The sequence below is a fragment of the Streptomyces sp. NPDC059900 genome, from assembly GCF_050270335.1.
In the GTDB taxonomy this organism is placed as follows: Bacteria; Actinomycetota; Actinomycetes; order Streptomycetales; family Streptomycetaceae; genus Streptomyces.
Genome location: NZ_JBNNJZ010000389.1, coordinates 3527 through 7834 on the forward strand (window position 1 = coordinate 3527; position 4308 = coordinate 7834).

General features: G+C 72.0%; 5 protein-coding genes. 3 read left to right on the plus strand and 2 right to left on the minus strand.

What is annotated here, in order from left to right; genetic code table 11:
• Positions 1 to 94 precede the first annotated feature (94 nt).
• Entirely contained in the window at positions 95 to 727 is a 633-nt protein-coding gene (locus tag ACQKIP_RS33515) for a DUF6461 domain-containing protein (protein ID WP_365856565.1), read from the plus strand.
• A 153-nt stretch (positions 728 to 880) separates the two neighbouring features.
• Here ACQKIP_RS33515 and ACQKIP_RS33520 read toward each other — a convergent pair whose 3' ends face one another.
• Positions 881 to 1762 carry a LysR family transcriptional regulator gene (locus ACQKIP_RS33520; protein ID WP_365856567.1) on the minus strand — a complete coding sequence of 294 codons (882 nt, stop codon included), beginning with the start codon at positions 1760 to 1762 and terminating at the stop codon, positions 881 to 883.
• Between the two features lie 76 nt (positions 1763 to 1838).
• Here ACQKIP_RS33520 and ACQKIP_RS33525 point away from each other — a divergent pair, with 76 nt between their 5' ends.
• Complete coding sequence (locus ACQKIP_RS33525; RefSeq protein ID WP_365856569.1) at positions 1839 to 2600, plus strand: CTP synthase C-terminal region-related (seleno)protein; 762 nt, start codon at positions 1839 to 1841, stop codon at positions 2598 to 2600.
• Positions 2601 to 2636: 36 nt separating this feature from the next.
• Positions 2637 to 3506, plus strand: coding sequence for an LLM class flavin-dependent oxidoreductase (locus ACQKIP_RS33530; protein ID WP_365856571.1), 870 nt, complete (start codon positions 2637 to 2639; stop codon positions 3504 to 3506).
• 9 nt (positions 3507 to 3515) lie between these two features.
• On the opposite strand, the gene ACQKIP_RS33535 is transcribed toward ACQKIP_RS33530, so the two are convergent.
• A partial coding sequence (locus ACQKIP_RS33535) for an aminoglycoside phosphotransferase (protein ID WP_427745011.1) occupies positions 3516 to 4308 on the minus strand: 793 nt, incomplete at its 5' end.

Consider the following 4308-nt stretch of genomic DNA (forward strand, 5'->3'; position numbering starts at 1 on the left):
TCCGGGGTGGTCGGCCCGCCGCTCCTCGTTCCGGTTCGGGGGAACTGCCGGACTATCGTGCGGCATGACTGATCAGCCACGGGGAGGGCGAGCAATGAAAAACGGGCTGCGCTGGATAGCGAACGGGTACGCGGAGTGCTACACCTTCACGCTGTGCGAGGGCATTACGCCGCGCGAGCTGTTGGTGCGCATCGGAGCGCAACCGCACCACATCCACGAACTGGCTGACGATGCGTCAGAGGCGCTGCTGATGCGCCCGGAGGACGGCCATCTGAGCGATCTGGAGTTCCTCGACTGGGAGGACGAAGACCTGGTGGCGCAGCTGACAGAAGCCGGGTTCCTCTCGCACCCGGAGGCGATCGTCCGGGCCGGGGCCGTCCCGGGCTGGGCGTACGCCATCGAGAACTGCTCCTCCCGGACGCGTTGTCACCTGGACCAACTGTCGCGCGGGACGCGGGTGTACACGGTGTTCCGCAGCGGCGCGGGCGGGCAGTGGGTTGGCTACGCCAGGGACGGTCAGGTCGTAGCCGACTACGAACCGCGGGAGGCGTGCGCTGGGCGCCTCGCCACGGACGAGCAGGTGCCCGGCTTCTTCTACAACGGTGAGGAGTTGTCCGACGTCGCCTTCCTCGGATTCCTTGAACAGGAGTTCGGCATCTCCATCGCCTGGCAGGACATGTGTGCGCCGCTGCCCAGCGCGGCCTTCGCCCTGGCCTTCCCCTCCTGATCACACAGGGCCGGAGGACGTCTGTCCCAGCGCCTGTACCGTATCGAGACGCGACGCCTGCCTACCCGAGCAGTTCAAGATGGCGGCAGCGGACATCGAGAACGCTGTCGAGGTGCCGGCGTACCGCCGCTGCGCCGTGCAAGCTGACGCCGCTCACGTCGCGAGAGCGGCCAGGAGTTCGGGGACGGGAGCGGCAGGGTCGGGCGGGTGCAGGGCCTCGGTGCGGTGGACCAGGCGGGGCTCGGACAGGGGGACGGCCACCGTCCCCGGCAGGCCTGCGGCCGCCGTGCGGGGCAGGGCAGCCAGGCCGTGCCCGCCCGCGACCAGTGTTCCCACGCCTCTGATGTCCGTTCCGCGGTAGCTGACTTGGGGGCGGAAGCCGTCGGTACGGGCGGTCGCGCGCAGTTGCGCCAGGGGGACGGCGGTGTCGGGTGCGTCCAGCCAGTGTGCGTCGGTGAGGTCCGGCAGCCGCAGGGAGCTCCGGCACGTCAGCGGGTGGCCGGCCGGAAGCAGTACGACCAGGGGCTGTTCGGCGACGGCGGTGGTGGCCAGAGGGCCGGGACCGGGCAGCGGCAGTGGGTCGGAAGGCGCGGCAGCTCCGTCCACCAGACCCGTATCGGCGTCCCCGGCCATGACGGCCGCCAGCACTGCCTCGCGCCCGAGCACAGCAAGCGTCACCGCGAGGCCCGGGGCGGACGAACGGATCCGGGCAAGGGCCCGGGCGAGAGAAGGGGTCAGGGACAGCGGAGTGGCGGCGACGGCGAGCCGGGCGGGGCGCGTCGCATGGAACCGGGCGATGTCCGCGCGGGCCGCCTCCAGGCGCAGCAGCAGGGGCCGGGCGTGCTCCATGAGACGCTCGCCCGCTGCGGTGGGTCCCACCGGTCGGCGCTCCACGAGCGGGGCGCCGAGGTCGGCTTCGAGCGCGGCGATGTGCTGCGAGACGGCGGACTGGGTGTAGCCCAACTCCCGGGCGGCGGCGGAGAAGGAACGGTTGTCGACGACGGCGACGAAGGTCCGCAGGAGATGTGGATCCATGTGCATCAGTATCGCTAATGCAGAGTGCATCAATCATCGTTGGACGTGATGCGGTGGCGCTGCCGACGATGGACGCATGACTTTTCCGGCCGCACGTATCGCCCTGGTCGCAGACCGCTCCGACCATGTCCGCTCCCACACCCGCGTCCCGGCCCTCCTGGAGGCCCTGCGCATCCGCGAGGGCCTCAACCTGGACGCGTACTGGATCCCCACCCACGAAGCGCACGCGGGGGTCGAGGGCTTCGACGCCGTGTGGGTCCTGCCCGGCAGCCCCTACCGCAGCGAAGCCGGAGCGCTTGCGGCCATCCGCACGGCCCGCGAACAGGGCATCCCCTTCCTGGGGACCTGCGGCGGCTTCCAGCACATGCTCCTGGAGTACGCCCGGTCGGTCTGCGGCCTCGGCCGGGCCGTACACGCCGAGAACACCGCCGAGGACGGGATCACGAGCGAGGACGGGAACACGAGCGAGGACGGGAACACGGGTGAGGACGAGGTGATCGTCCCGCTGGCCTGCTCGCTGGTCGGCCACGAGGGCACCATCACCCTGACTGCGGACTCCCGCGCGGCCCGGCTCATCGGCGTCCGGCGCACGGTGGAGCGCTACCACTGCAACTTCGGGCCGAACCCCGCGTACGTGGAGAGGCTGCGAGCCCACGGGCTGAGCTTCACCGGCACGGACGAGAACGGCGATGTCCGCATCGCCGAACTGCCGGGCCACCCCTTCTTCCTGGCCACCCTGTTCCAGCCCGAACTGCAGGGCGACGGCACCCGACCCCATCCGCTGATCACGGGGCTCGCACAGGCCGCGGTACGACATGCGGAGTCGGTCGGTATCTGAGTTGCCGCCCCCGATGCCGTGCAGCAGGATGCGGGGATGCGCTTCTCGGTGAACATTCCGAACTTCGGTGACTTCGCCGATCCCAGAACCGTGGCGAAGCTCGCCGTGGCGGCGGAACAAGCGGGCTGGGACGGCTTGTTCGTCTGGGATCACGTGCTGCACCGCACGCACGCGGGCAGACCCTTCGGTGACCCCTGGATGCTGCTGACGGCAGCCGCCCTCGCGACCTCCCGCATCAGGCTGGGCACGCTGGTCACCCCGGTGGCCCGGCGGCGCCCGCAGCAGCTCGCCCGCCAGGTGGCCACCCTGGACGTCCTCAGCGGCGGCCGGGTCACGTTCGGCGCGGGTCTGGGCGGGCCCGTCGAGGACGAGTACGGCAGTTTCGGCGACACCACGGACCCGAAGGTGCTGGCCGAGCGCCTTGACGAGGGCCTGGACCTGCTCCAGCGCTACTGGTCGGGCGAGCCGGTGAACCACGAGGGACGGCACTACCAGGCACGGGACGTGACACTGCTGCCCGCCACCGCGCAGCGCCCCCGGCCGCCGGTCTGGATCGCCGGATTCTGGCCCAACCGTCCGCCGATGCGCCGGGCGGCCCGCTGGGACGGCGCGGTCCCGCTGTTCACCGACGCCAGGCACGGCCATGTGCCGCCCCTCGACCAGGTCCGCGACCTGGTGGCCTACCTGCGCAAGCAACGCGAGGACCGGTCGCCCGACGCACCCTTCGAGATCGTCCTCGGCGGCGCCACGCCGGGTGAGGACGCCGCCCGTACCCGCGACCTGGTCGGACCGCTGGCCGAAGCGGGAGCCACGTGGTGGGACGAGCGGCAGATCCAGACGGGCGAGGGACTCGACCGGCTCACCCCGGTGCTGCGCCGCGTCGAGCAGGGGCCGCCGGTCCTGTAGGGCCGTACTTCAGCGCGTTGCCTTGCGGGGTGCACGAACGAGTTCGGCGAGCAGCCGTGCCGCGCGCTCATAGCGGCGTTTCTCGGCGTCGGGATCGGTGTCGGTGCTGCGGCGGCCGTCGACCGGCAGGGCACGCAGACGCTCGCTGGTGGTGACGAGGCGGAAGACGAGGGCTCGGGCGACGTACCGGGCGAAGCCGGGACCGCCCGCGGCCGCGGCCTCCCGGAGCAGCTGCGGGCCGGCGCCGTGCCAGAGCACGGCGTCGCCCACGACGACCGCCTCGCCGAAGGCCGCAGGCCGCCAGTAGGGCGAGAAGTCGATGACTGCCGGGGCCAGGCCCGGAGCGAACAAGACGTTGCCCGTCAGGTCGCCGTGGACGAGCTGGGGGCGGTCCTGCGGCATCGGACCGAGCAGCGCGGTCAACGCGCCGTAGGGAGCGCGCAGCGCGGGAAGCAGATCGGGCTCCTCCTCCTGCCAGGCGACACGGTCGCCGATCGCCCACCAGTCGCCGCGCCGGTCGAGAAAGCCGGGGCGCGGTACGTCGGCCAGTGCGCGGTGAAAGGCGCGTCCCGCGGCCACGATCTCCAGCCAGCGCGGCGCAGCGGCGTGATCGGGTTCGGCGCCGGCGACGAGACGGGCGGCGGTCCAGCCGTCGTAACTCCAGGAACCGGTGACGGCCCGCAGGGGCCGCGCGACGCGGAAGCCGTCCTCCGGGACCGAGGCCATGACGTCCCCCAGCCATTCGGCGAACTCGCGGTCCGGGCCGGTGGGCTTGAGCACCGTGTCGCCCACGCGGATGCTG